The organism is Terriglobia bacterium (genome assembly GCA_020072565.1).
Taxonomy (GTDB): domain Bacteria; phylum Acidobacteriota; class UBA6911; order UBA6911; family UBA6911; genus JAFNAG01.
In genome coordinates, this window is sequence record JAIQGI010000037.1 from 42737 (window position 1) to 66199 (window position 23463).

Below are 23463 nucleotides of genomic sequence, written 5' to 3' on the forward strand. Positions count from 1 at the left end.
TTCCGACGATCGCAGATACAACCCCACTGGAATTCCACACCAGCGAAAGGGCGCTTCAATATGGCATCAGGCTTAAAGGCGGAAAATCACGCGCATGGCGCACGGAGGCTGTTTCCATCCCAAAACGCGGTCCCGTTCGTCCTGGTGACCGCCCTGTTCTTTCTTTGGGGCATTCCCAACAATCTGAATGATGTCCTGATCAGGCAGTTCATGAAGTCCTTCGAGATCACGCGCTTCAAGGCAGGACTGGTTCAGTCGGCCTTTTACATGGGATATTTCCTGCTCTCCATGCCGGCGGCGCTGATCATGCGCAAGTATAGCTACAAGACCGGACTCGTGACGGGATTGCTTCTTTATGGCGCCGGTACCATGTTGTTCTGGCCTGCCGCGATCGTCCGCGATTATGGTTTCTTCCTGTTTGCCCTGTTCGTAATCGCCAGCGGTCTGGCATTCCTGGAAACGGGGGCAAATCCTTTCATCGCGCGCTTGGGTGATCCCGCGAGTTCGGAAAGGAGGTTGACTTTCTCACAGGCGTTCAATCCGGTGGGATCGATCACCGGGGTATTGATTGGCACAGCGTTTATTTTTTCGGGCATTGAACTGGGGAGTCACGAAGTGAACGCGCTGAAGACCGCAGGGCAGTACGACGCCTACCTGCGCCAGGAAACCCTGAGGGTGATTACTCCTTACCTGGTCCTCGGTGCGGTCGTGTTTCTTTGGGCCCTCCTGATCATCAGAACGAAATTTCCTGTAATCGCCGAAGAGGGACAATCCACGACCGGCCGCGACAAAGGCAGGTTTAAGGAGCTTTTTCGGTACCCCCATTTCATTCAGGCTGTCGTCGCCCAGTTTTTCTATGTGGGAGCACAGGTGGGGACCTGGAGCTACTTCATCCAGTATACTCAGGATTACACGCATCAGCCTGAAAAGATCGCGGGGTACTTTTTGACCGGGACCCTGATTGCTTTCGGCGTGGGAAGATTCGCGTCCACCTACCTCATGAAGTTCTTTCGCCCCAACAAGCTGATGGGCGCCTTCAGCCTTGTCAACCTGCTGCTGGTGGGTGTAGGAATCCTGTTCCCAGGCTGGGCAGGGCTCTGGGCGATCTTCCTGACCAGCTTCTTCATGTCGCTGATGTTTCCGACGATTTTCGCGCTTGGCCTCAAAGAACTGGGTCCCAACACAAAACTGGGCGGTTCGATGATCGTGATGGCAATCGTGGGGGGCGCAGTGTTCACGCCCATCATGGGGCTGGTTTTCGAAGCCACCCGAAGCATGGCAGCTGCCATGCTGATCCCTATGTCTTGCTACGCATTCATCGCGTACTACGCCTTCGCCGGATCAAAGGTGCGCGTTCGTCAGGCAGTGGGTTAGATTCTGCGGGATCCTGCGGAAATGCAGCACCATGAAGAGGGCTTCCTCCTCGCGACACATTCCGGACTGTAGTCGACGAGGGTGGCACCGGCGTTCATGGGTCGAAAGCGAGCAGCTACTTCTTGTCTTTCAGCAAGGCGTCAAGACCCGCAAATGGCTTGTAAGTAGAAGCCGGCTTTTGCTCGCCGCCCGGGGTCGGTTCTTCATACCACTCCGCCACTGAGTAGCGAGAGTGCTCATTGTCGTGGCAATAGAGACACAGCAACTCCCAGTTGCTGCCATCGAGCGGATTGTTTTCGTGGTCGTGATCCTTGTGGTGTACGGTGAGTTCCCGCAGCCTCTTGCCTTCGAATTCCCGCCCGCAGCGTGCACAAATCCATGGGAACAGCTTGAGCGCCCGCTCGCGGTAGCCGTTCATCCGCAGCTCTCTTTCGCGCCGGGCTTCCGCGATCATTCGGTCCGTCGTGTCGCCATCTGCGCGCGGCCTGTTCGGTGACATCTGTTTGCTCTCCAGCCATCCAGTGTACGGCAAAATCCCCGCTTACACTCAAGGATCGCCATGCGTGCGCTTTTGGATGGGCTTGGGCTTTGCGTCCGGCGCTTTTGACGCTGCTCCCGTCGCAAAGAGCAGATTCGCGTGCTCCTTGGTGCCGTAACCGCTCTTGAATGGAAGCGGCCTTGCCGCGCCTGGCGCTTGGTAGGCTTTTCTCAAATCTCGCTGTTCGGCCCAGGGGACTTCGCTGATCGGCCCATAATAATTGCCGTAGAGCATGATCCTCCATCTCTCCGGGCTGAAAGCCCGGTAGGGGATCCCCGAGTCATCCTGCAAGACCGAAGAGCTCTGCGAAAGCAGAAAGTCGCGAATCAGAGCGAAACTTTTTGAATGCATCAGGTACGACGCTGCTTTCAAGTAGCTGTTAGCCCGGCCCAGCGTGCCCAAGTAATTGAGGAAACGCTTGTCCCGTTCCAGAGCCTGATCGGACAGGTCGGTGCGGAAATAATCCAACTCCTGCGTGGGCGCGCCCGCCTGGCGCACAAACGTTATCCTGACTCCACGCGCGCCCGCTTTGATCGGATCTTCTCCTGGCAGCAGGATGACATCGCCCGATTCGCTGAGCTTGACATACTGCACGCCGGTGATCTCATTGCCGGAGCGCACGACCAGGACATAAAGCAGCGGGAGCACACCATACGCATCGCCCTTCAGCAACTTGCTGCCCATTTCCTTGGTGATAAAAAAGCCCATGTCAAGCGCCGGTTTGAGAGACATTCCGAGATTGTTCAGGTCGGCTGCAATCCTCTCCTCCGGCAAGTTCTCGAGCGGAGGGACTCTGCCTATGGTTTCAAGTCCGCACAGTACATATTTCGGCGCGCCCGGGTAGATGAGATAAGCGTTCAGAAAATCCGGACCGCCAAACATATAGAAAACCGGTGCACCGTTGTCGATGAACGGTCTGATCTCGGTTCCCGCCCATGACGTCATCACATCCCACCTGGTTTTCTGTTTCGCCTGCCATTCCGCGTCCAGGAGTTCGGCGTGCTCCTGATAGGCCGGCAGCTGCTCGAACTTCTTCAGTGGAGAGGTTTCCTGCAAAGGCAGCGCAGCAAGATAACGAGCGCGGTCGTTGGGCGAGGAAACTCGAGACTGTCCCCATGACCACTGAGTCGCAAGCCCCAGGACGACAAAAATGACGACGGAGCGAAAAGGACGAAACCGGGAGATCATAAGTGTTCTTGGCATTCAGCCGCTTATTGCACGCTTAACTGCGAGGGTCATGTAAACCTGCTTCAAGACTGTCAGGTTGGCAGTACCCGTGCTCCATTCCGAACTCAAAGCTGCTGGGTCAGCAGTACCGATGCCGGCGCTGGGATTGAAGCGCCCGGAAACGCAAGACAAACTGGGACCAAAGGACGGTGAAACCCAGAACCTCCGCTCCCATACTACATTATAGTCCCTTCTTTGTCTCAATCCACGGGCACAACGCGCAGCCAAACAGCCGCCGGCTCTGATCGGCACCGCCGGTCTCAGCCAGATATTACCCAATCCAGCCTTGTATCATTTCATCGGCCGGGAGCCAAGATTTTTTCTCGAAAATAACCCGAAGAACCCTTTTTTCGATAGAATATGCCAATGCCAACTGCCCCCGTAAAGCCCGCGATCTCTCTCGAGACTCTAAACCAGGTAGATATCCGCGTCGGGAAAATCGAGGCGGTGGAGGACGTGCCCGGTTCCACAAGGCTGGTGCAATTGCGCGTCAGCTTTGCCGACCACACCCGGACGATTGTCGCCGCTCTCAAACAGGAACGCGCGCACCCCAAGGAGATCGAAGGCAAGCAAGCCCTGTTTGTCGTGAACCTGGAACCAAAAAAGATACATGGCGTCGTTTCTGAAGGGATGCTGTTCGACATCGGCTACGCGGACGGGATCCGCCCCGTTCTGGCGATTCCGGAAGCACCGGTTCCCGACGGCACCCGCGCGGGCTAGTTGCCACGGCGTAGATATTGACCGTGCCGTTGGGAACTCACTAACGCGTCTGGGCCGGCACCTTGCGGGTGGTTTGCTGCACACCGGCGGTCTTTTCCAGGTCCTTGAGGCGGGAGCGTACCTTATCCGCTATGGCTGACTGCGGAGCATATTGAAGGTAGTTGCGCAATTGATCCGCCTCGCCTGCAGAATCCTTCCTCTGATTGAAAACACCCGCCATGATCAGGAATGCCTCCGGGAACCGGTGCAGCGTATCCAGACGCTCCAGCTTGCGAGCACTTCCCTCTGCCGCATCCAGCCTGCTCAGGGTATAGTTGGCCAGTGAGTTCAGGTAATATCCTTCCGGGAAATCGACCGGATCGAGTTCCAGAGCGCGCTCCGTCAAATCCGCGGTTTCCTGCCATTTTGCTTCTGTGGCAGCCAGCTGTGCCAGCTCGATGATTGGATTCACGTAGTTTTTGTCGGCTGCTAATGCCTTTGAGAAAGCAGTGCGCGCTTCCTCGACGCGATGAGATTGTTCATAAACCCGCCCCAGCTCGTACCAGGCAGTCGCGTAGCCAGGATACACTTTAAGCGCAGCCTCAACGTCCTTTTCAGTTTCATCGAAGTTCTTCTTTTGAAATGCCTTCTCCGCTTTCTCGAGCGCCTTTTTCGCTTCCTTGGGCGCCGCCAGATTGGTAGCGCTTATGGTAGTACCCGGAACCCTCTCCGCCGGGTAAAGTACGATGGTTCCCACATCCAGCATGCCCATCGTCTGATTCACTGCCAGGAGCACATGACTGGAGCGATAGCCGCCGAGCCGAGCACGCAGCTCACAACCGGCGAGCCACGAAGCCGGAGTCCAGCCCGAACTGGAAAACGGCCCGGAAGGCGATGCAACCGGATCCCAGGGTGTGCCCGGGCCGCTCTCGCTGGCGTCCGGCAAGACACGGTTGTCGACGCCAACCTGGAATCCGAAACTCCCATTCGGACTTACATGCGCCTCCCTGGTCGTCCTGCCGCCGCAGTCGCGCTCGATGACCACCCCCATCGGAGGAGGACTTCCGTCGTCCAGCACGACAGACCCGGAAATGAAGAGTAATGGCTCCCGCTGGAATTGTGATTGGCTGTCAGGATTCTTATCCGAACCGATCCTGCCGCTCCCGTTGCCTGTGTTGTTGCTGCCGTTGTTGTTCGTAGTACCTCTTCCCGTCTGACCGCCATGCTGTGCCGGCGCAAACGGAACGAGAATGGACACCGTCAAGCTCAGTGCGACGGTGCGCAGAAATACTCTGAATCTCATCGGAATTCTCCCATGCATTGGGCGAGATCGGCCGGTTGCCGGCCTGAAGCTGTTGATTGACGAGCCGTGTAAGCTGGCAAAATGTCAATGAGTTGCCCAATGCCCTACACCCTTTCCCCAACTAAGATAATTCTGCGCCTGCCCAGAGTCCTCGGCAAGCTGAGTCTCCGGCGCCGCGATCTCGAGATCCGGCGACGAGCTATCATGTGCGGGAATTCACGGCATTCCCGAAACGATGATCGCCGCCGGCGAAAGCAGCAATTGCGCAGCAACTTCCGTTCAAGAATGAAACCGCCCCCGAATGCGGATGAGCCTCGCGCGGCTTGACTTCGATTGAGGGCCGGCGATAGCATGCGGCGCATGACAAACCCGCTAACCCGTCGTGATGCGTTGAAGCAGCTTGGCACAGCCGGCGCCGGCATGATCCTGGGGCGCAGCATCATCCGCGGCCAAGCCACAGATATTGTAGTCGCAGGCAAACCGGTGGAGATTGTGGTTTCCTCGCTCAGCCCTGCAACGGTTCGCCTCAGCGTGCTGCCACTCGAAACCGGGCGTGCGGCCCCTGTTCCGATGGACGGCGCCGTCGTGCCTGAGGGTGAGGGGCGCGCCATCGTGCGCTGTCGTGCTCGCGAGCGCTTCGACGCCGTGCGTACCGGCAACCTCGTGGTGAAGTTCACGCCTGAGCCGCCGACGCTTCGGGTTGAGACCCGCACGGGCCAGCCCGTGCAGCGGCTGACGCTGGACGCGAAGACCGCGGGGATGTCGTTTCTTTTGAGCAAAGGGCCGCTTCTCGGGCTCGGGCAGGGCGGGCCGCAATTCGATCGCAAAGGTACCACGGACCGGATGCGAAGCGGGCAGGGCGGGTATCAGCTCGGCACGCACGGCGGCCGCGTGCCGATCCAGTGGCTGGTGGGCACGGACGGCTGGGGCATGTTCATCCATCACCCCCTGGGCACGTTCGACTTCACCGGCGCGGAAGGGAGGTTCGCAGCGCCGGACGAGGGTCTGCCCCTCGACGTGTTCGTTGTCTCCTCCTTAAATCCGGCGGAAATCATGCGGGAGTACGCGCGCATAACCGGGTACGCCGAGTTGCCGGCGCTCTGGACGATCGGCTACATGCAGTCGCACCGAACGCTGGCGGGCCCGGAGGAGGTCCTGGGCGTCGCCCGAACGATGCGCGAGAAGAGACTTCCTTGTGATGCATTGATCTACCTGGGTACTGAGTTCACGCCGTCCGGGTGGAATACGCGCAACGGCGAGTTCACATGGCACGGCGGCAACTTCCCCGAGCCGAAAGGCATGATCGACACGCTGCACTCGCAGCACTTCAAGGTGGTTTTGCACATCGTCATTGAAGGTAGGCTCCTGACCGGAACGGTGCAGGAACTGTGCGATCCGAAAAACGCCGTTCCCAGCGGTCGGTCGCCGGACAACCGTTGGCCCGACAACCGCAACGTGCCGTGCTACTGGCCGTACCACAAACCGCTCTACGACATCGGCGTAGACGGCTGGTGGCCTGACCAGGGGGATGGCTATGACGCACCGTCCCGTTTGAATCGCAACCGGATGTATTGGGAAGGGTCGCAGCTCTGGCGGCCGAACGAGCGGCCCTTCGCTCTGCATCGCAACGGCTATGCCGGCATGCAGCGTTACGCGGCGTTTCTCTGGTCGGGAGACGTGCAGTCGCGCTGGGAAACACTGCGCACGCACGTGCCGGTTGCGGTCAACACCGGTCTTTCGGGAATTCCCTACTGGGGCACCGACATCGGCGGATTCATACCGACGCAGGAATATACAGGCGAACTTCACGTGCGCTGGTTCCAGTTCGGTGCGTTCTGCACGTGCTTCCGCGCACACGGCCGGCACTGGCACTTGCGCCTCCCCTGGGGCTGGAACGGCGGCGACGGCGGCCCGATGGAGACCACGACCTTTAAGCCGGATCCCGTCGAACTGAAAAATCCTCAGGTAGAGCCGATTCTAAAAAAGTACCTCGAACTGCGATATCGCATGCTGCCGTACACCTACACAGCGGTGCGGGAATGTTGCGACACGGGCCTGCCGATCATGCGCGCTCTTTGGCTGCACTATCCCGACGACCCGGCGGCAGTCGCGCGCGGCGACCAGTACTTGTGGGGACGTGACGTGCTCGTGTCGCCGGTCGTCGAGAAAGGCGCCTCGAACCGGCGTCTTTACCTGCCGCGCGGGACCTGGTTCGATTTCTGGACCGAAGAGCGCGTCGTCGGCGGCCGCGAAATCGAGCGCAAGGTCGATCTCGAAACCATGCCGCTGCACATACGAGCGGGCTCCATCCTGCCACTGGGTCCCGTCAAACAGTACGCAGACGAACACGTCGACGCTCCTTTGACGCTCGTCGTCTATCCGGGCGCCGATGGTGCATCCACCCTCTATGAGGACGATGGCAGGACCTTTGAATATCGGAAGGGAGCGTGGATGCGGATCGAAATGGGTTGGCGGAATGTGGAGCGCCGCCTGACGCTGCGCCTGGCGCGGGGCTCGCGCATGCTGCCCCCGGCCTGGAGAACGATCGAAGTGCGCCTCGCGGGCGAGCGGGCGACACGAACCCTCATCTTCGACGGGCGCCCGGTGGAAGTGCGCATGTGATTGCTTACCGAGGCGCATGACGGACTGCTCAGAAGCCGGTTGGATCCAAATGCGTGTTGCCTCGCTGCGGATCGCCTGTATTAGGACAACCATTCCAGCTCACAGCGGCGGGCTCTATAAGGTCACCCCAACGAAGGGACCACCGGCAGGGCGGATCTGAAGTGAATCCGGATGATTTCCAGCTCGGCGGATGGTATTCTGCTGCGACCACGTGAAAGCGCGTTAGGTTTTCCTGAAATGCACTGTGAGAAATTACCGTCTTTTCCGAACATGAATGCCTGCAATGGACTGTCTTCTCTTTGAGGCCGGATCTCGTGCCTGTGGAATAGCCTGCCGGAGGACGATCATCTCCGGAACTGGAGGGGAAATTCCCCGCAGTCTTATGTCACGAGATTTGAAATCACGGTCAATTTATTACTCTGGAGGTTTCTTATGAAGCGGATGCGCACTTCCGCCATTCTGGTTTTGTTGGTGGTTTGCGTCGTGTTGGCGCCGGTTGCGGCCCAGAACGGCGCCAAGCGCCCGATGGAACTCGACGATATTCTTGCCTTTCGCAGCATCGGTCTGAACACGTTGTCACCGGATGGGCAGTGGCTGGCCTGTCGAATGTCGCCGCTCCAGGGAGACAGCGAGGTCATTGTCCGCAGTACGACCGGCGACAAGGAAATGAAGTTCCCGGTCGGCGAAGGTGCCGGCGGCTTGATGGCGTTCTCGGATGACTCAGCCTGGATCGCCATTGGAACTGCGCCGACCCGCAAGGAAGCCCAGGCGGCGCAAAAGGCGCGGCGTCCGGTCCAGAACGGTGTGACGCTCGTCAACCTTGCGAGCGGCGAGAAGACAAACATCGCCAAGATCCGGCGTTTCGCGTTCAACGGCGAGATGGGCGGCTGGATTGCGCTACATCGCTATGGGCCGGATGCCGCGGCCGGCGGCCGGAGGCGGGCGGGGCGGCGGTGTGGGCGCCGCTGCAGACGCACCGCGCGACACGCGGCCGCGGGGCACCGATCTTGTGCTGCGCGAACTCGCGACCGGCACCGAGCTCAACATCGGCAATGTGTCTGAGTTTGCATTCAACAGGAGCGGCAAGCAGCTCGCCATCGTGATCGACGCGGCCGATCAGGCCGGCAACGGCGTCGAGATTCGCGAGATGGCGACGGGCGTCATCACTCCGCTCGAGACCGACAAAGCGTTCTACGAGCGCATGACGTGGACGGAGGAGGGCGATGCGCTGTCAGTCCTGAAGGGACACGACGACCGTGCCTGGAAGGAGCGGCTTTACGCCGTGGTGGGATTCTCCGGCTTCGGCTCCGGTGCGCCGAAGAAGGTGTCCTACGATCCTGCCAAAGACAAGTCGTTCCCCGCCAACATGTCGATCAGCGGCAACCGCGCGCCGCAATGGACGGAAAGTCGCGACGCAATCCTCTTCGGCATCACGGCGCTCAACAAGGTCGAGCGCAGGGGCGGTGGCGGCCCCGAGGAGACTGCTCCGGGCGACACTCCGCCGCAGACGCCTCCTGCCGCCAGCCAGGATACCACCGAACGGCCGGACCTGATGATATGGCACTACAAGGATCCGCGCCTGCAGTCGCAGCAGCAGGTGCAGGAGAACAACGACAAGCAGTTCAGCTATCTGTCGATCTTTCGCGTGGCCGAGAACAAATTCATCCGTCTCGCCGATGACGAAGTGCGTTCGGTGACTCCCGCGCCGAAGGACAAGTGGGCGATCGGCAGTGATGTCCGGGCCTACGAACTCGAGGGCAACCTCAGCGGCCGGAACTTCCGCGACGTCTACGCGATCGACATGACCACCGGCGAGCGCAAACCGATCAAAAAGCAGGTGCGCTGGGGATACAGCCCCTCGCAGGACGGCACGAAGTGGTTTTATTACGAGAACCGCAACTTCTTCGTGTATGACCTCGCCGGTGGAACCGTTCGCAACATTACGGCGGGGCTGCCCACCTCGTTCGTCGACGTCGACGACGATCACAACGTTGTCGACCCGCCCTTGAGTCCGATGGGCTGGACGTCTGACAGCGCCTTCCTGATCCTGTCGGACGACTGGGACCTCTGGAAGGTGCCCGTCGCTGCCGGTGTGCCGGCGGTAAACCTCACCGTCAACGGCAAGAAGGACAGCATTCGCTACCGCAGTCGCGTGCGCGTGGATCCGGATGAAAAGGGCATCGATCTCTCGAAGCCCCAGTACTTCAGTGCCATAGCGGAGTGGACCAAGAAACAGGGCTATGGCCTGCTGACGCCGGGCAAGCTCGGCGTGAAGATGCTCACCTGGGACGACGCCGCGTTCGGCCGGCTGGCAAAGGCGAAGAAGGCGGACGTCTGGATCTACAGTCGCGAAACCACCCAGAACTCGCCGGAGATTTACGTAACCAATGCGGCCCTTGAGAACGGCCGCAAGCTTGCCAGCATGCAGGCTGAAGTCGAACCGTTCCTCTGGACGAGCGGGTCCATGCTCATCGATTTCAAGAATGACAAAGGCGAGCGCCTGCAGGCATCACTTTCCCTGCCGGCCGGCTACGAGAAAGGCAAACAGTATCCGACGATCGTTTACATCTACGAGCGGCTCACGCAGGGGCACAACAACTTCCCGCGGCCGTCCATCCCCGGATCCGGCTTCAACCTCGCGTATTACACAAGCAACGGCTACGCGGTGTTGCAGCCCGACATCAAGTACTACGTGAATGATCCGGGCATGTCGGCAGTGTGGGCGATCGTGCCGGCAGTGAAGGCCGCGATTGCGACGGGCGCCGTCGATCCGAAGCACATCGGGTTGCACGGCCACTCGTGGGGCGGCTACCAGACAGCGTTTACCATCACGCAGACGGACATTTTCGCGGCCGCGGTGGCCGGCGCGCCCCTGACCGATATGATCAGCATGTACAGCCTGATCTATAAAAATACCGGCGGCACGAACGGGGCGATTTTCGAGAGCAGCCAGGGCCGCTTCACGGGCGGACCGTGGGATCTTTGGGAAGCCTATTCGCGCAACTCACCCGTCCACTGGGCCAAGAACGTGAAAACGCCGCTCATCATCCTGGCCAATGACAAAGACGGCGCCGTCGACTTCACGCAGGGGATCGAGTACTACGACACGCTGCGCCGGATGGGCAAGCCGGTGGTGCTGCTCGAGTATCCGGGTGAGAATCATGGGCTGGCCAAGATGCCCAACCAGCAGGACTACATGATCCGCATGAAGGAGTTCTTCGATCACTACCTGATGAACAAGCCTTCTCCCGACTGGCTCGAAAACGGCGTGCCTTTGCTCAAGATGCAGGACCACATCAGCCAGCGGCTGAAGCAGCGCGAGGACCAGAAGAAAAAAATTGAGCCGGCCACGAACGCGACCAAAAAGGTTGGAGGGGGAGATCGCTGACGGGGCAAGACTGGAACTCAGAACTGATACGCAGCAAGCCAGCGGCATCGTCTGCAGCGGGCCCGCCGGTTTTATGGCCTGACCTCCTTGATTGCGGGAACGTGAGATCTCGACTCCGCGTCCGGGATTACGTCGACTTGGAATGGCTCTCTGATGAGCACTCCGATTAACTGCTGTTCCGCACCCGCTGACAAGATTGCCCTCTTTCGCTCTCTTTTCCGCGGCCGGGAAGATGTCTACCCCCGCCGTTTCGAGAGCCGGCAGACCGGCAGGTCCGGCTACCAGCCGGCCTGCGCCAACGAGTGGATTCATGGCTTGTGCGAGAAGCGGAGGGTGAAGTGCGCCGAGTGCCTGAATCGCCGCTTTCTTCCGGTCACGGACGAGGTGATCCGGTGGCATCTTAGCGGCTGTGATGACACAGGACGCGAATTTGTCGCAGGCGTCTACCCGATGCTGCGGGACGAAACCTGCTATTTCCTGGCAGCGGATTTCGACAAGGAATGCTGGCGCGAGGATGCCGAAACGTTTCTGCAGACATGCCGCCGGCTGAAATTGCCGGCCGCGCTGGAGCGGTCACGTTCCGGCAATGGCGGGCATGTCTGGCTGTTTTTCGATGAGGCCCTGCCGGCCGGTCTGGCGCGGAAGCTGGGATCGTACGTTCTGACCGAGACGATGGAACGACGGCCGGATCTGGGGCTGGACTCCTACGATCGGTTCTTTCCCAATCAGGATACTCTCCCTCATGGCGGGTTCGGCAATTTGATCGCTCTGCCTCTTCAAAAGCAGCCACGGAACCGTGAAAACAGCGTCTTCCTGGATGAGGGTTTTGCGCCCCATCCCGACCAATGGATGTATCTCGCCACAATTACGAAGATCAGACGGGTTCAGGTTGAGGACCTGGTACGGGATGCCGAGAGCAGGCGGCAAGTCGTCGGGGTGCGTCTCGTGCCGGCAGAAGAGGATGATGTTCTGCCGTGGACGGCACCGCCCGCGCGCCGCCAAAGAGAACCTCCGATCGCCGGACCCTTACCTGAACACCTCGAACTGGTTCTTGGAAATCAGATCTACATCACCAAGGACGCGTTGCCTCCCGGGCTGCGCAATCGATTGCTCCGGCTGGCGGCTTTCCAAAATCCGGAGTTCTACAAAGCGCAGGCGATGCGTCTGCCGACATACGGTCGGCCACGCATCATCGCCTGCGCCGAGGATGGCCCGCATCACATCGGCTTGCCGCGCGGCACCTGGGAGGACGTGGGAAGGCTGCTATCTGATCTGAAGATCCGGGCTGTGATTCGCGACGAACGCAACGGCGGCAAACCTCTGGGTGTTTCCTTTCTGGGCGTCCTGCATCCCGAGCAAAAGGCTGCAGCCGATGCAATGGCAGCTCACGACATGGGAGTTCTTTCCGCCGCGACGGCCTTCGGAAAAACTGTTGTGGCTGCGTGGCTGATTGCGCAACGCGGCGTCAATACGCTGGTTCTCGTCCACCGCAGACAGCTGCTGGAACAGTGGGTGGAGCGATTGGCGATGTTTCTGGGGCTGCCCATGAAAGCCATCGGCCGAATCGGCGGCGGACGCAACAGGCCGACCGGCCTCCTGGACGTGGCGATCATGCAGAGCCTGGTTCACAAGGGCGTAGCGGATGCTCGGCTGGCTGAATATGGCCATGTCATAGTGGATGAGTGCCACCACGTGTCGGCGCTGAGCTTTGAGCAGGTCGTACGGCAGGCGCGGGCGAAATATGTCACGGGCCTGTCCGCCACGGTCGTGCGCAAAGACGGCCATCACCCGATTGTTTACATGCAGTGCGGGCCCGTCCGGTATCGCGTCGATGCGAAAAAGCAGGCCCTCACGCGGCCCTTCGCACATGTGGTATATATCCGTCCCACGGCGTTTCATTCGCATCACGCAGCCAGCCTCGAGCTGCCAAGTCAGTTCCACGAGCTCTATGCCGAACTGATCGCTGATGGGACCCGCAACCGACTCATCTGCGAGGATGTCATCCAGGCCGCGCGCGACGGGCGGTCGCCTCTGGTGTTGACGGAACGTACCGGCCACCTGGACGATCTGGAAGAGCGGCTGTCTGCCGAGATTCGCCATCTTGTCGTGCTTCGGGGCGGCATGGGCAGGAAAGAACTGGGCCGCTGTCTGGCTCGGCTGGCCGCCATTCCTGAAGGTGAAGAACGGGTCTTGCTGGCAACCGGGAGATTCATTGGAGAGGGTTTTGACGACGCGCGGCTGGACACATTGTTCCTGGCCTTGCCGGTATCGTGGCGGGGGACGATTGCGCAGTACGCCGGGAGGCTGCACCGTCTGCATTATGGCAAGCGTGAGGTCCGCGTCTACGATTATGCCGACCTGAACGTGCCCATGCTGGCACGGATGTTCGACCGGCGCTGCAAAGGCTACGAGTCCATTGGATACGCGCTTCGACTGCCCGCCAGTGCCGTGCCTGGCTGGCCCGTCGAAGTTCCGCTGCCCGTCGATCCTGAATGGAAAAGGGACTATGCCGCCAGTGTCCGACGGCTCATACGGGATGGCGTGGACGCGCCGCTGGCGTCCCTCTTCCATCACGCGGCGCTCCCCATTCCCCCTGATGCCGAGGGTGCCGGTCGCGCCCGCAGTGCAACTGAGGCTTTTCTCTATCGCCGGCTGCAGACGCTGCCGGAAACCGCGGGGCGGTTCCTCTTAAACGCTGCCTTGCCCATTCCCTTCAGCGGCTCAGGCCACATGGAGGTGGATTTGCTCTGCCCTGACCTGCGCCTGGCCCTGGAACTGGATGGCGATCAGCATTTGGACGATCCTGAAGCTTATCGCCGCGATCGCCGCAAGGACGCGTTGCTGCAGGAAAACGGATATTTTGTCTTGCGATTCCTGGCTGAGGATGTCGGCAAACGTCTCGACGATGTTCTCGATGCCATTCTGCGGTTGTTGACGCATCAGCAGCGAAAGCAAGCCCACTGATCGGATGAACCATAAGAGTGCGGAGGATGCGCTCGCGTCGGCGACTACAGGCTGCCGGCAGGGTCGGAAACCGCAGACGCGCGCGGGTTGTTATCCGCGAGCATCTGCGGTTGTGAGGATCGAGGATCTGGTAATTATCTCTGATCCAGCTTTCGCCCGGCGTTCAGGCTGTCGAAGTTCAGGATCGTGTTGAAGACCATGAAATAGCTGCCGATCGTTTCGCCGCGATAGATTGGGTTGTTCGCGAACAGCACAACATGGCCCTGACCCACCGGCACATCGACGACCACCGGCCGCTGCGCGACATCTGTGCCGCCGTCCAGCAGTCCCGAGACGAGCAGGGTACTCTGGGCGTCGAAGCGCAGTGCCACGCGCGGGCGGAATTCCGGCGGGATGATGTTCGGCGGATTGTTCTTCAACTGCTCTTCCGTCGGCAAGGCGTATTGCCAGGGCTGCGTCGGCGGCCGCTCGGGCACCGGTTTCAGGTTCGTCCCCTCCAGCAGCGGCCGGCCCTGAACCACATCCTGATCATCCTGCGTGCCGCGTCCGGTCGGCCGTCCCCCGCCGCCCCCGCCGCCCCGTCCGCCGCCGGGAGCCGCTGCCGCCGGAGGTGCGCCGCCCCCTCCGCCGCGTCCGCCGCCACCCGCGGTGGCGCTGACGCTGAAGGCCGCGCCGTTGCCGCTGTACATCGCAAGGTTTTCCGGCACCCCGTACACGATCGGGCTCGTGTCATCGACGAGCTTCGTGCGCAGAAGCGAACCCACCACGCGCGTCGTCGAGCCGGGGCTGACCGTGCTGACACCGTAAGTGAAGTTGTTGTTGATGGCAAAGTCGGCACTGCTGTTCGAGCCGATGTAGACGCCGCCTTTGACAACGAATTCACGGAGATGCATGAGCCCTTCCAGGCCCATGCCGATCCGTGTGTCGTCCGTCTGCGCCCAGGTGCCGATGTTCGGCATCTCAGGCGAGTTCCTCCACGGGATCGGGTTCTTCCACAAGGGAGTCCCCTCGACCGCGCCCTGCCCGCCGCCTGGCCCGAAGATGATGACATCGTATTTGTCGCGCAGATTCTCCGTTTTCCTGATCGTCTCCGGGTCGATGTAGTCGTAAGGGATCCCGTAGATGTCAAAGGCCTGGCGCCACCAGCCTTCCGTCTGGGTGTTGCTCCACTGGTGCAGGATCGCCACGCGGGCGGCACGCGCAGGATGGGTCTTCACCGAAGGCGCCGCCGCGAGCGGATACGCCTTGAGTCCGAGATCGTTCGTGATTTTGTCCAGATCCGCCTGCGCGACCCCATTGATGATGAACGAGCCGCGGTTGAATTTCGTGCCGTTCGATTCGAACGGCTCTTCGGCCATTTGGATGTCGGCGTCTTTCAGCTTGTAGCGCAGCGTGATCAGGGCATTGTCCGCATTGTGGTTGATCGCGAACATCGTCCCCTGGCCGCCGGCGCCGCTGGGCGCCTTGACCTCGCCCTTGACAGGTTCCATCGAGACATCAAGCACTTTAGCGTCGGTGATGCGCACCGCCTGGACGCCGAAGCCTTCGGGGAAGGTCCAGCCGGTGTCGTCGTAGGGGCGCGTCTGCGCGTCGTTCCCCGCCCAGTACTGGTAGTCGAGCAGCGTGTCGGCGATGCGCGAGTAGGGCTGATCCATGCGCACGATGTAGCTGCCGGCTGGGAACTCACGAGTGGTAGGAGGGGGGGGTTGGGCTGGTTGGGCCGCCTGTGCAGGCGCTTCGCCTGCCGCCGCTCCTGCCGCTGCCGCTCCTGCCGCCGCCCCACCGCTCCTGCCGCCGCCTCGGCCACCGCGTCCAGCGCCGGTGGCAGCCGGGCGAGTCGGCAGGTTCACCGTAAAGGCAGCCGTTGCGCGCGAAATTTCAACACCCTGCTTCTGCAGCACGCGCAGGAGTTCGGCTTGAGTTCCGAGGCGCGGATCGGTCGCGGGCAACACGTACGCTGCCGGCCCTTCGGTCTTTGCCTTGAGGATCGACCGCTTGCTCTTGTCGTAGAAATTGCGCAGGAAGGTGATCCGGTTGTTCGCGATGTAGTTGAGCGAGACGATGATGCCGGTTTGCTCGTAGTTGTTGTTGTTCCGGAGTGACCAGCGCACACGCCCGATCGGCGGGTTTTGGCGGAACCACGTGCGCGCCGTCTCGTTTCCCGAGAGCGTGCGCTCCTCCGTGTCCGCGTTGCCGCCGTTGCCGAACGTTTCGTACAGGCGGCTGATACCGTTGTGCGTGGCCGCGATAAAAAACAGGTAGCCGGGCGACCAGGTGTCGAACGTGCCCCAGGCGAAGACTCCGGGCATTCCCATGCGGGTCATCTCGTTGACGTTATTCCACCCGATCAGGTGCCATTCATTGGTGAGAATCGGATCGAGCCATGCGTTGTACGGGCCGTTGCCGACCGTATTGTCGTAGAGGAATGAGCCCGACTCGTGCAGATCATGCAGTATCAGCGCCTTCCACTCCAGGTAGGTGTTCAGGATGTTCTGAGTGAGCTTGAGGGTGAGGCCCATCGAGTCGCGGTTGTTGTCGTGCCCGACGTAGTGGCCCGAGTAGATGGCGCTTGGCGGCGTGTCCTTCGGGTGCTTTTTCTTATACTCGTAGACGTCGACGACGCGGTCGCGCCCGTCGGGTTCCACCACAGGCGTGATGAGCGTGATGACGTGCTCACGGATATTGCGGATATAGAGGCTGTCGTCGACGGCCAGACGATAGGCCAGTTCCATGAGGGCCGTTGGCGCCCCAGCTTCGTTCGAATGGATCGCGCCCGTGATGTAGTAGATCGGCGCGGTGCGCTTTGAGATCTCATCCGCAACCGCATCGTCCATCTTGATCGTCCGCGGATCTGCGAGCTTGGCGAGGTCGGCCTTGTTCTGGTCGAGTTTCGCCATCAGCGCCTCGGATGCCACTGCGACCGCAATCATCTCACGGCCCTCTTCGCTCGTGCCGATGGTGTAGACCCTGACACGCGGTGTCGACTTTGCCAGCAGACGCATGTAGTCGTACACCTCTTTGGTGTACGGCAGTTTTCCTTCTGCGCCGGCGATGTCGCCGAGAATGGCCTTGGGCGTCGGAACGGTCGTCGACGCCGGCATATAATCAATGACCGGCGAAAGGAAGAAGGTCTCGGTAGTGTACTCCTTGATCTTCTTCGTGTACTCCTCGTCGATGGGCTGATTCGGGTCGCGTCCCGGCTTCGCTGTTGCCAGATCCGCCTCCGTAATCGGCTGGGGCTTCGCGGCCTTAGCCGATCTGGTCTGTTGGGGCTTGGCCTGTTTGGCCTGTTCAGGCTTGGTTTGCCTGGCTTCTTGGGCCAATAACAGAAACGGGGTCGCCGCAACAACGAGAGCCAGCAGTAGTCGTTTTTTGATGGGATTGCTATTCATGGAAGACCTCACGGTGAGGGAATTGTAATCGTGGCGGGTCGCAGAAGATCACGAGAGCCTTCGTCGGCAAGAAAGTGAGATTCTTCTTGACCTTCATTGTGAAATGGGTCGGCGTGATCAAGGTAGTTTCACATTCCTCGCTGATCCTGGCGCGCGCCGGCGCGTTCGCGCCGGCTGCCGCCATGCCCTCGGCCAAGACCTGCCGGACCGTTCCGCCCTTCTTCGCCGATCCCGACTGCTGCGTCGAGACCTGCACCGGCAGTTCGACTTATGGAAGAAGCATTTCTATCCTGAGTGGCGGTCGAGAGCAAGCGAATTTCGGCAGGCGGTGTGGAGGTGGTCCTGAGTTCCGGCTGAGGTCAGACTGAGATGAAGGATTCCGGCGATGCGACCTCGGGATTTTGCGCGATGAAAGTGTCCGCGGCAAAACCCTCGTCAGCATTGGTCAGGTTGATGTTCGGGCCGCGCGTCCGGCCGCTCTGAGCGCGGCCGAAGCGGGATAATCGAGGAGATCACCTCCTGCTGCCATCCGGCTCCTAGGCCGTCAGCGATCAAAGATACTCCTCGCCCATTTGATCGCCTGCAGGTAGAGATCCTGGAGTGATTCCTCATCAATTTCCAGGTAGTCTATGCAGTCCCGCAGCCCGTCCCAGTCTCCCCGCTCCAGCGCCACAGCCGCGTTGAGCACGTGGCAAAACCTGTTGTTGGCTGCGAGCAGGCCTGCCTTAACTTCCTTCGTCACCGGTAGTCCGGCCAGGATGTCTTCGATGGGGCGGTTTAAAATGGCATCCATTACCGAGAGCAAACCGAGCAGGAACAGATCGGTCTCGCGCTTGTAAAGGTCAAGCGGCCGGGCCAGCAACTCGCAAAATCGGGCACGTGTAAGGGAAGTGACGACCAACTCCGCCGGCTTGTCTCCGGCCAGGTCCAGCATGGCTACGATCGATGTCCATTTGCGCAGGTTGCGCTCGCCGAGCAGGGCCAGGATGTGACGGATCGAAGTGACTTGACCGCGCAAAGCGAAACCGGCGGAATTCAGATAGCGCAGCAGCTTGTAGAGCAGTGACGGCTCTTGCCGGAGTATCTCCTCGACCTCCCTGAAGTCCACCTCCTCCCGGTTGATGGCCTGAAGGATACGCAGATAGTTGAGCTTGAAACCCGGAATGCTGCTCGTCAGGAACACCTGCGGCTTGCAGAAGAAATAGCCTTGAAAATAGGTATATCCCAGATGCTGAGCGTCGGCGGCCTCGCGCTGGGTTTCCACCTTCTCAGCCAGCATCTTGACTCCATGCGGCGAAAAGCGGCGCACCAACGCCTCACGCTCCACAGGCGGGGTAGCCCGGAAGTCCACCTTTATGATGTCGGCATAGGCTGTCAGGGGATTCGCCGTCTTTTTAAAGGAAAAATCGTCGAGGGCAATCGTGTAGCCTGCCCGCTTCAAGCGGCGGCAAGCCGCAAGAATGTCATCATCGGGCTGAATATCCTCAAGAATCTCCACCACCACCTGTTTGCATGGCAGCAATGTCGGGTAGTCTCTTAACAGGGCTTGCCGCGTGAAGTTGATGAAAGCCTTACGTCCGCCGGTAAGCGTCTCGATCCCCATGACCAGATACTTGTTGACGACGTGCTGCGAAGCTTGTTCGTCGCATGGCGACTGAAAATAGTTGTCCAGGCTGGAGCGGAAGAGTAACTCATAGCCGAGAACCAGCTGGTGACGATCTAAAATAGGCTGTCGTGCCATGAATTTCTGCAGCTCCGGATTTTTGTCAACGATGGTCTTCATGCGGATCCAGAATCCATGTTTCATTGAGGGCTTGCCAGAAGGGGCCGTTGCAAACCCTAGTTTTCGCGGCCTGAAGGGCACACCCTAGCCAGTCGAGAAGTACTTCTCAAAACTCTTCGGCAAGATCCCGCGGATTAGTTAGCTCTGAGGCGCTTTGGTGACATTGGAGTTCGAGAGAATTGCGCACTCCCCGCGATTCAAGCGAGTCACCTGGCACCACGAGCCAGGGGGGAGCAAAACGCCGGCAGCAGACATGTAACGCCGCAGGCTTCACACCCGGCCGGGATCGGGAAACATGAGGTTCCGCTGCCGATGTAGAAGGGTTGCAATTGATCCCCCAAAAGCTTTACTCTTAGACGTTCCCAGGCATGCTGCGGCACTGCCTATTCCGGGCACATTCTGGACGCGAGCCGTAAACCGGCCCACTTTCTGCCTTCTTCCGCCGAGGCAAAGGTATTGGTATGATCGAGTCGCTCCCTGTCTATTATGAGAAGGTTCCCAACCTGGCGCAGGAACTGGAAAACAGCGGTAACCTGGCCGTACTCGTCCTGGATGCTTCGCGCTTCGCTGCGATCGAAGAGCAATACGGCACAGAGACCTACATGGCGGTGCGCCAGCGCATTTTCAAGCTGTTTGCAGACCAATCCGGCAAGGAATTCCGCGAAGAGGACATCCTCGCGCTCGACGAGCCGCGGGGGCTGCGCTTCATCCTGTTCCTGGGCCGGAAGCGGAAGGCGACTCCCAACGTTTACGCGAATCTCGAATCTCTGCGTGAGCGCCTTGCGAGCGTGTTCATTCCCAAGCTTGCGCGCACGGCCCTGCCTTATCTCAAGAATCCTCCGGATATTTCCATCGGCATCGGGCTGGCCCTGCACAATCCGCTGGTTCATCCGCACCGCATCATAGTCCGTGCGCTCCGGGAAGCGTATGAACACGCCGACTGGCAGCGCTGCGCGGATGACCTGCAGGTCCGGCAGCGGCTTCAGGAGATCATCCTGCGCGGGCGCGTGGTCACTGCATTCCAACCGATCGTCAGGATTCAAGACCGCAAGGCTCTGGGATTTGAAGCCCTCTCCCGCGGCGCCCCCGGCACGAGCCTGCAATCGGCCGATCTCCTTTTCGGTGCGGCCATCAAGCACAATCTCCTGGTGGAACTCGACCGGCTCTGCCGCATGCGGGCCCTCCTCTGTTCCAACCGTCTTCCCGCGGACGTGCAGATTTTCGTCAACACGCTTCCGGCGACGATTCGGGATCCGGAATTCCGGGGCAAGCACCTGATCGGATTTCTGGAGAAGGCGAAAGTCACCCCCAACCGGATTGTCATCGAGATCACCGAGAAGCTGGTGATCGAAAACCTGAGCCTGTTCCAGGACGCCATGTCCTATTTCACAGATCTTGGCATGGCGCTGGCGGTGGACGACGTCGGCAGCGGATATTCCGGACTCGAGACCATCGCGCGCCTGCGGCCTGCTTATCTCAAAGTCGACACCGCGCTCGTGCGCGACGTGCATGTCAGCCTTGTCAATCGTGAGATGTTGAAAGCCATCATATCGCTGGGACGCGGCATCGGATCCAGGGTGATCGCCGAAGGGATTCAAACCGCCGAGGAGCTCAATACTCTCTTGTCCATGGGCGTAGAATACGGCCAGGGCTTTTACCTGGGCCGCCCGGAGCTGCTGCCGGAGTAGCCTGCGCCGCATTCTCTCCGTTGGTCTTTTGTTATTAAACGATCGAATTGTGATCATTGTCATGGCGCACCAGGAGAATAGCGCCGAAGATCACACGTGGAATGGTGCGGATCGAATCGACCCGCAGGAATTCTCCAAGATGAAAACAAGGCCGGGGGCCAGGATGCCCCTGAACAGCAGTTGTCCGAACTCTTGAGGGGTTACGAATCTCATGGCTGGCAAATCCGGTATATCGTTTGCTGACTTCGCAGCGCGGGTTTTTTGTCGAGGCTGGCTGCGGGCGTGCTGGCTCGTGATGCTGACGGCCGGAATCGCAGGCGCGCAATCCCAGGTCTCGGGTAACGATCCCAGAACCGGTCCGGTTTCTACGCTCGCGCGTGAGATGCTGGCTGCTCACAACGCGGTTCGGGGTCAAGTGAAGGTGCCCCCGCTTCAATGGTCGGATCAGCTTGCTGCCGTCGCGCAGAAATGGGCCGACAAGCTTCTGGCGGAGCACCGGTTCGTGCACAGCCCGGACTCCCGCTATGGGGAAAACCTGTTTGACATTACGGGCGCCGCCGCCAAGCCCTCCGTCGTGATCAAGCATTGGGCCTCTGAGTTTCGGAATTACAACTACGCCTCAAACGCCTGCAACGGAATCTGCGGCCACTATACCCAGATCGTCTGGCGTGACTCCAAGAGAGTGGGCTGCGCCGTAGCACGCGGCGGCGGACGCGAAGTCTGGGTCTGCAATTACGATCCGCCAGGCAACTGGGTCGGCCAGCGGCCCTATTGACCGCACCGGTGTGGCGGGACTTGGGAACGAGCATCTTGACCGGGCAATTCCTGGCGCGCCCGCACCAACGTTCTTAGGCCTTCCTGGTTCATATCGAGGGTGCGGCCCGACGAGGTCTCCAATTCCTCCTTGGTGCTCGGGAGTTCCTCGTTTGTCGCTTGCAGCTCCTCAGTCAGGTTCGCATGCAATGAACCTGGCACTCGCGCTCGATAGCTGACCGCACATCCATCCGGGGCGGGCAGAGCAAGCGGTTGGCCCTCTCGTTTGAGGCGTTCGCCTGAAGGCTGGGTTCAAAACAATCTAGTAGCCAGAGGGCCGGGGTCCGAGTACGATACACGCCGAAGCTGCTATTTATTGGAACTGCCAGGAGGTCGAAGATGAGGTCATCGCGTGCAGTCAGTCGGTTGTTGATGGCGTTCTGCCTGTCGTTGGTCGCCACCTGCGTCTACGGGCAGGCGCAACAGGCACAAAAGACACAGCAAACACAGCAGACGAAACCATTCCAACCTGAGGTGGGCCAAGACGGCAAGGACGTGGTGTGGGTGCCGACTCCCCAGGTGCTGGTCGATAAAATGCTCGACATGGCAAAGGTCACGCCGCAGGACTACGTGATTGACCTCGGGTCGGGCGACGGCCGAACTGTTATCACCGCAGCCAAGCGTGGAGCCCGCGCCCTGGGCATCGAATACAACCCCGAGATGGTTACGCTGTCCATTGCCAATGCGGCCAAAGACGGTGTCGGCGAAAGGGCGAAGTTCATGAAGGCCGACTTGTTCGAGACCGATTTCTCCCAGGCGACGGTGGTCACCATGTTCCTGCTGCCCGAGATCAACCTGAAACTGCGGCCCAAGATCCTTGAGATGAAGCCCGGCACGCGGGTGGTGTCGAACAGTTTCAGGATGGAAGATTGGGAGCCGGACGAGACTGCCACGGTGGAGGAAGGGTGCATAAGCTGGTGTACGGCCCTTCTCTGGATTGTGCCCGCCAAAGTCGGGGGCAAGTGGCGGCTCAGCGCAGGGGAACTGACACTCACGCAGGAGTTCCAGATGTTGAGCGGCACGCTCACGTCAAGCGGCAGGAACACGCCGATCTCGGATGCCAGAATGCGTGGCGATGAGATCACTTTCAGAGCCGGCGGTTCGGTGTACACAGGCCGGGTGAAGGGAAACGCGATCGAGGGGACTGCCAAGACCAATGGCAGCAGCGTGGCCTGGAGCGCAACCCGCGAAGAGAGGTAGCTCTTCGAATACAGGAAGTCGCGGTTCCGGTTTACACATAGTGACGGCCGGCGGCTGGACAACGAGGGGAGCACTCTGCCGCCGGCCACCTGCCTCCGCAGCGGCCGACTCTTTCGGCCGCTTCCCGTTCGGGTTTTCACAGCCTTGCATGGCAGCGACCGAAAAATCTCACCGCAGGGTCCGCTGAGATCGCCGAGGGTTGATGTGTCTTGAAACCTATTCTCTGGGTGATCTCTGCATTCTCCGAAAGGCAAAGCTGCGGATTTGGGTTGTCCGGCCACCATTTATCAAGTCGTCTTACGGAACCACGAAATACACAAAACACACCAAAACGGTTTCGTGTAAGATAGCCGAACAATCCCAAACGAGAGTCGCATAGGAGTGGTCTGAATATGCTGTTATACAGCGCGACAATGTTTCTGAGCGCCTTCCTGCTCTTCCTGGTCCAACCCCTGATCGGCAAATACATCCT

Annotated in this window: 13 protein-coding genes and 1 pseudogene; 9 read left to right on the forward strand and 5 right to left on the reverse strand. The window is 60.0% G+C overall.

What is annotated here, in order from left to right; genetic code table 11:
- Positions 1–60: 60 nt before the first annotated feature.
- On the forward strand, positions 61–1374 hold the full coding sequence (fucP, locus tag LAP85_20450; GenBank protein ID MBZ5498776.1) for an L-fucose:H+ symporter permease: 1314 nt from the start codon (positions 61–63) through the stop codon (positions 1372–1374).
- 115 nt (positions 1375–1489) lie between these two features.
- Here fucP and LAP85_20455 read toward each other — a convergent pair whose 3' ends face one another.
- A complete protein-coding gene (locus LAP85_20455) occupies positions 1490–1828 on the reverse strand; it encodes a YajD family HNH nuclease (protein MBZ5498777.1) in 339 nt (112 codons plus the stop codon).
- Between the two features lie 93 nt (positions 1829–1921).
- Positions 1922–3115 carry a hypothetical protein gene (locus LAP85_20460; protein MBZ5498778.1) on the reverse strand — a complete coding sequence of 398 codons (1194 nt, stop codon included), beginning with the start codon at positions 3113–3115 and terminating at the stop codon, positions 1922–1924.
- A 390-nt stretch (positions 3116–3505) separates the two neighbouring features.
- Here LAP85_20460 and LAP85_20465 point away from each other — a divergent pair, with 390 nt between their 5' ends.
- Entirely contained in the window at positions 3506–3859 is a 354-nt protein-coding gene (locus LAP85_20465; protein MBZ5498779.1) for a tRNA-binding protein, read from the forward strand.
- A 40-nt stretch (positions 3860–3899) separates the two neighbouring features.
- Here the strand turns inward: LAP85_20465 and LAP85_20470 are convergent, their stop codons facing one another.
- Positions 3900–5141: a tetratricopeptide repeat protein gene (locus tag LAP85_20470; protein ID MBZ5498780.1), complete on the reverse strand. Its 1242-nt coding sequence runs from the start codon at positions 5139–5141 to the stop codon at positions 3900–3902.
- A gap of 360 nt (positions 5142–5501) precedes the next feature.
- On the opposite strand from LAP85_20470, the gene LAP85_20475 reads away from it, so the two are divergent.
- From LAP85_20475 to LAP85_20485, 3 genes and pseudogenes are all read left to right on the forward strand, one after another.
- Positions 5502–7763: a DUF5110 domain-containing protein gene (locus LAP85_20475; protein ID MBZ5498781.1), complete on the forward strand. Its 2262-nt coding sequence runs from the start codon at positions 5502–5504 to the stop codon at positions 7761–7763.
- A gap of 432 nt (positions 7764–8195) precedes the next feature.
- Positions 8196–11151 (forward strand): annotated as a pseudogene (locus LAP85_20480) (prolyl oligopeptidase family serine peptidase).
- Between the two features lie 153 nt (positions 11152–11304).
- Positions 11305–14115, forward strand: a complete 2811-nt coding sequence (locus LAP85_20485) for a DEAD/DEAH box helicase family protein (protein MBZ5498782.1) — start codon at positions 11305–11307, stop codon at positions 14113–14115.
- A gap of 134 nt (positions 14116–14249) precedes the next feature.
- Here the strand turns inward: LAP85_20485 and LAP85_20490 are convergent, their stop codons facing one another.
- On the reverse strand, positions 14250–17507 hold the full coding sequence (locus LAP85_20490; protein ID MBZ5498783.1) for a hypothetical protein: 3258 nt from the start codon (positions 17505–17507) through the stop codon (positions 14250–14252).
- An 86-nt stretch (positions 17508–17593) separates the two neighbouring features.
- Between LAP85_20490 and LAP85_20495 the strand changes: the two genes are divergently transcribed.
- A complete protein-coding gene (locus LAP85_20495) occupies positions 17594–17875 on the forward strand; it encodes a hypothetical protein (protein ID MBZ5498784.1) in 282 nt (93 codons plus the stop codon).
- Positions 17876–18051: 176 nt separating this feature from the next.
- On the opposite strand, the gene LAP85_20500 is transcribed toward LAP85_20495, so the two are convergent.
- Complete coding sequence (locus LAP85_20500) at positions 18052–19290, reverse strand: EAL domain-containing protein (GenBank protein MBZ5498785.1); 1239 nt, start codon at positions 19288–19290, stop codon at positions 18052–18054.
- Positions 19291–19751: 461 nt separating this feature from the next.
- Here LAP85_20500 and LAP85_20505 point away from each other — a divergent pair, with 461 nt between their 5' ends.
- From LAP85_20505 to LAP85_20515, 3 genes are all read left to right on the forward strand, one after another.
- On the forward strand, positions 19752–20978 hold the full coding sequence (locus LAP85_20505) for an EAL domain-containing protein (GenBank protein MBZ5498786.1): 1227 nt from the start codon (positions 19752–19754) through the stop codon (positions 20976–20978).
- A gap of 211 nt (positions 20979–21189) precedes the next feature.
- Positions 21190–21753: a Fis family transcriptional regulator gene (locus LAP85_20510; protein MBZ5498787.1), complete on the forward strand. Its 564-nt coding sequence runs from the start codon at positions 21190–21192 to the stop codon at positions 21751–21753.
- 410 nt (positions 21754–22163) lie between these two features.
- Positions 22164–22991: a class I SAM-dependent methyltransferase gene (locus LAP85_20515; GenBank protein ID MBZ5498788.1), complete on the forward strand. Its 828-nt coding sequence runs from the start codon at positions 22164–22166 to the stop codon at positions 22989–22991.
- Positions 22992–23463 lie beyond the last annotated feature (472 nt).

What these genes read in the sequence shown, in the direction of transcription:
- fucP (MBZ5498776.1), top strand. Translation starts at nt 61, where the DNA reads ATGGCATCAGGCTTAAAGGCGGAAAATCACGCGCATGGCGCACGGAGG.
- LAP85_20455 (MBZ5498777.1), bottom strand. Translation starts at nt 1,828, where the DNA reads ATGATCGCGGAAGCCCGGCGCGAAAGAGAGCTGCGGATGAACGGCTAC.
- LAP85_20460 (MBZ5498778.1), bottom strand. Translation starts at nt 3,115, where the DNA reads ATGCCAAGAACACTTATGATCTCCCGGTTTCGTCCTTTTCGCTCCGTC.
- LAP85_20465 (MBZ5498779.1), top strand. Translation starts at nt 3,506, where the DNA reads ATGCCAACTGCCCCCGTAAAGCCCGCGATCTCTCTCGAGACTCTAAAC.
- LAP85_20470 (MBZ5498780.1), bottom strand. Translation starts at nt 5,141, where the DNA reads ATGAGATTCAGAGTATTTCTGCGCACCGTCGCACTGAGCTTGACGGTG.
- LAP85_20475 (MBZ5498781.1), top strand. Translation starts at nt 5,502, where the DNA reads ATGACAAACCCGCTAACCCGTCGTGATGCGTTGAAGCAGCTTGGCACA.
- LAP85_20485 (MBZ5498782.1), top strand. Translation starts at nt 11,305, where the DNA reads ATGAGCACTCCGATTAACTGCTGTTCCGCACCCGCTGACAAGATTGCC.
- LAP85_20490 (MBZ5498783.1), bottom strand. Translation starts at nt 17,507, where the DNA reads ATGAATAGCAATCCCATCAAAAAACGACTACTGCTGGCTCTCGTTGTT.
- LAP85_20500 (MBZ5498785.1), bottom strand. Translation starts at nt 19,290, where the DNA reads ATGAAGACCATCGTTGACAAAAATCCGGAGCTGCAGAAATTCATGGCA.
- LAP85_20505 (MBZ5498786.1), top strand. Translation starts at nt 19,752, where the DNA reads ATGATCGAGTCGCTCCCTGTCTATTATGAGAAGGTTCCCAACCTGGCG.
- LAP85_20510 (MBZ5498787.1), top strand. Translation starts at nt 21,190, where the DNA reads ATGGCTGGCAAATCCGGTATATCGTTTGCTGACTTCGCAGCGCGGGTT.
- LAP85_20515 (MBZ5498788.1), top strand. Translation starts at nt 22,164, where the DNA reads ATGGCGTTCTGCCTGTCGTTGGTCGCCACCTGCGTCTACGGGCAGGCG.